The following is a 4,290-nucleotide window of genomic DNA, read 5'->3' on the forward strand; positions in this document are numbered from 1 at the left end:
ACCGAAGAATCTCTACCCGAATCACTAGTCGCACTTTTTGGTGTTTTTGAAAGCAATTCTTTGTCCTTTATTGGGAGTAAAGACATGACAAAGTGGTAAATTTTCTAGTGATTCCTTTAAAGAGTCCTTAGCAGATAAGGGAGATTCTTCGGTTGGGCTACGCCCGCCCTCAGAATGACAATGGGATGGAATCTGCTAGAAATCCAAGTAGAGATTCTTCGGTCGCACTTCGTGCTTCCTCAGAATGACAAAGTAATGGAGTTATTAGTGGCTATTGCAGAGATTCCTCGCCTCCTACGCTCCTTTAACATGACAAACTTAGCTACCCGCAGGGGAAATGAGTTGCTCATTCTAAAGGAGTTTCTCTACTCATATTTCATACTTAATGTAACTCTTTTAGTGTGCCATTGTGTATATGCACGGGGCGGGGTTTTTGGTTTTTCCCCTTATAGGTGTGGATAGAGCGCGTTAGGCTTAAAGCCTCTTTATAGCTTTGCATAAGCTCCTTTTCTCCCTTATAGCCGCCAATAACAATATGCACATACGAGCCCTTAGCATAAAGGATATAGTGCTGGTCTTTAAGTAAGGCTAGGGTATCTTGGGGTATGTCTTTGGCATACGTAGCAAGGATATAGTAATACCCATCTTTTAGGGCATAACTTAGCTTTTGTGTAGGGATAGAATCCCATAATTCCCCCATAGCTAGGCTATTATTCTCTATATTGCTCTCCATCCCATTCTCTGCTTCATTTTCTAATACACCATCTAGCGCATTTTTAGCCTCATTTTCTAATGCATTCTCATGCTTACTTGCTTGTGAATCTGCTTGTATAGCCTCATTGATAAACTCTCCTGTATGCTCTTCCATATTATCTTTTACATTAGATTTAAAAAGGGCTTTGATATTTTGTTTTTTCTTCTTAGAGAGTGGTTTTAGGCTATCACTGCTGATGGCATCTTCTGCTATAGATTCTTGGGGTGTATCTTGTATATCGCTAAAGAGTGCTCTTAGCTCTAAGGGCTGCTGGGGCGTCTCTTTATCATCTTGTGTTGCTTGTTGTATGTGAGCCCCATCTTGTATTTTCTCTTTTGTGTCAGTCTGTGTTGTATTTGCTTGTGAGGGGAGTGAATCTTGCATAAGCATTGGTATAAAATCTTGTGCTTGCATAATGGTATTTTCTAAAGTGAGCTCTATATGTGGAGATGTGAAATCTCCCTTTTTAGCATCTTTTTTAGCGTCTTTGTTAGATTCTGGGGCATTTTTAGATTCTGTGGTATCTAGAGTATCTATAGTATTAAAGTCTGTAAGAAGTGATTGTATAAAATCTTCTTTTAATTCCATAATACCTAGGGAATCACCGCTGGAGTAATGCTCATCTTGAGTTAGAGCATTTGCAAGTAAAGTATCTCTACTCTCTCCCTTAGATTCACTCTTATCCCCGAGCATTGGGGCTACTCCTTCCACTCCTTGCATTGCTTGCATAGCCTCATTTTTATGAAATACCAATTCATTGGTCGCTTCTCCGAGCATATCTTTAAGGCTAAAGTCTGCATTGAGAGAGTAAATCTCATGCCCTTGACTTACAAATCGCACAAGGGGCTTCATATTCTTTTGTACATGGGTGTGTTTGGTGAGTGCTGTAAGGAGGGCTTTGTCCTTTTGCATATCTTCTTTACTCTCATATGGTCCAATGAGATAGCGCGCGAGATTCGCATCTTCTCCCTCTTTACTGATATGCACAAGGTAGGTGTGTTTAGCAATTTGCTTAAGGATACGCTCGGGGATTTCTCCCTTATAGGCGGCTACTTGGTAGTAATATCCCTTTGTTTTAGGCTTTGGTGTGTAGTTAGGATTAAGGCTTGCGACATAATGGGCTATATCTTCTATATCTTGGTCGCTAAATTTATAGCGCATAAGGTTTGCTGCCATAGTCCCCTTCGCCCCGCCACTATCTGCCCCGCCATCGCGGTAGGTATTGAGTATGGCTATAAGCTCTATTTCATCTCTCTCTATAATAGGCATAGCAAAGTTTGCTCCGGGTGGGAGGCTTAAGCCCTTTTTCCCATGGCATGAGGCACATGCCTTTTTATAGAGTTTGCCTCCGTTTTTTAAGGATTTGGCTATGGCTTCATCATAGCTTTTGGCAGATAAAACAAGTATTGCACAAGCTAAGAGAAGCAAGTATTTCAAGTGTATCCTTTTTAAAACCAAATCCCATATCGCAAAGAGATAACATGATTTAGCTGATCTTTAGAGAAAGCGCCATCATATTGCAAGGCAAGCTCGCCACTACCCAAAGAGTAGAGGAGATTCCCTCCGCTGACTACTAAGAAATTAGGGAGGAAGAATGGAGCAGAGCCGCTATGGTTGCCTATTTGCACGCTCGTGCTTTGCTTGTCTTGTAATATATACTTCCCTCCAATTAAAAAGGAATATCGTAATTTTGGGCTTAAAGCTTTAAGGTAATGAATCTGGGCTGAAGTATAGGGGAGTTTAAAGATATGCTGGGGATAGAGCTCATCTAAGGCTTGAGGGGAGTTATATTCTAAAGTAAATGATTGGATAGCAAACATACTATAGCCTAGCCCAAATTCTGGAGATATGTAACTATTGGCATAAATATTATAGAGATTGGCACCAAATTTCATATCTACATCTACTCCATAGGCAGATAGGGTCTTTTGCGCTGAAGAATTAATGGTATTTAAATGCAAGGTTAAATCAGGGTTTGAGCTTTGGGCATTGATAAAGGTTTTTACATAAAATTCCTTTAATCCATGTGTGAAAAGCGTTTTGTAATAATGCCCCCCAAGGAGAATATTGGCATTTTTAATCTCTGCAGATCCAGTGGAGCGAGGCAGGCTAGAGCTCCCACTCTCATAGCCTCCATAAAGCCCAAGGCTACCCTTAGACTTTAAGTCTATAAAAGTCCCTAAGATAAGCCCGCTATTGCTCTCCACACCCTTATAGCCTGCTGCAAGATTGGTTGTCGTGTAGCGAGTAAAGGGTTGAATGAAGCTTTGAAATGAGCTATCTTTGGCATGTGGGGCATATATCATATCAGTTTCTTCTAAAAGTTCTATGTTATTGTATTTTGAGGGGATAATAATATCGCTATCATTTTTTACCCTTTTGCCATCTTCATTAATACTCTTAGAAGTAATGAAATATTCTGAAGACTTCCTGCCATTGAGGGTATTATGGAAGATTCTCCTACTCATAGAATCGATTAAGTTAGAGATAAGCATATTTTTAGAAATAATGCCATTTAGCATACCTTTAGAGATTGTCTCTATCGGTGAGCCCTCAGGCTCTAAGCCTACAGAGAAGCCATCTTTTAGGTCAAAGATTTTAACTGTGGATTGCGATGTATAAAGTGATCTAGCTGCCTCTAATTTAAGCGTTACACTCCCGCCTAGATTTTCTGCCTTATCTGTTTGGAGCTCTCCATATTCATTGGTTTTATTCACTACATTGCCACTGCTATCTTGTATTTCTTTGAGTAAAGTGCTAAGTGCGCCACTATCATTGGATAAAAAGAGCGCATCATAATTGTATTTCTTCCCCCATTTGTCAGTCCCTGCGCTTATGAGTATGCCTGCTTCAGTATTGGTAACATTGCCATTGCTATCAAAACGTTCTGTTATAGTGAGTGTATCTAGCGTTATGCCATTATTCAGTAATATATGCCCTTTGGTGTCATTAGAAGTGCTAAGCTTGGTATTATCATTATCTAGTCCATATTTTTGATTATTGGAGTTTGCCCCAGGGTTATCATTATAGTTTTGTGCTAATTGGGTGAGCTCTAAAGACCAGTTTGTGAGTGTAAGATTAGCGCCTTTAGTGGTAGAAGCTCCTCCTGTAGTTTGTGTGCCATTATTAATGGTGCCATTAATATGTGTGCCACTTTTGCTTGCCATTTGCGCACTCAAAGAGCTTTGAGTTAGAATTAAATGTTGCACATCAATGGTGCCAGAGTTATCTAAGCTACCATATATGCTAATAATCGCATTGGTGGCGGTAATGGTGCCAGAGTTGGTTAAGGAGCCAGTAGAGCCTGTTTTAGCTTGATTTCTGCCTATATAGAGGCTATCTGCAATACTGAGTGCTCCTGTGCCTGAGTGATTGAGGTTAGTGATATAGCCCGTGCCATTATTTGAGCTATAGGTCGTGGCGTTATTTGAGGTGGAGGTGTAAGTATGGATATGTTGATTATTATTTAAAGTAGTAAGTGTGCCACTATTGGTTAGGTTAGTGATATTGCCATTATTAGTTAAAGTAGTGAGTGT

Annotated in this window: 2 protein-coding genes; both read right to left on the reverse strand. The window is 40.1% G+C overall.

Annotated features, from left to right (window positions below):
• Nucleotides 1–382: 382 nt before the first annotated feature.
• Nucleotides 383–2,191 carry a c-type cytochrome gene (locus tag CQA63_RS09140; protein ID WP_158655519.1) on the reverse strand — a complete coding sequence of 603 codons (1,809 nt, stop codon included), beginning with the start codon at nucleotides 2,189–2,191 and terminating at the stop codon, nucleotides 383–385.
• A gap of 11 nt (nucleotides 2,192–2,202) precedes the next feature.
• Nucleotides 2,203–4,290: hypothetical protein (locus tag CQA63_RS09965; protein ID WP_199770720.1), on the reverse strand; the 2,088-nt coding region annotated here is incomplete at its 5' end.

Source organism: Helicobacter marmotae (genome assembly GCF_003364255.1).
GTDB classification, from domain to species: domain Bacteria; phylum Campylobacterota; class Campylobacteria; order Campylobacterales; family Helicobacteraceae; genus Helicobacter_C; species Helicobacter_C marmotae.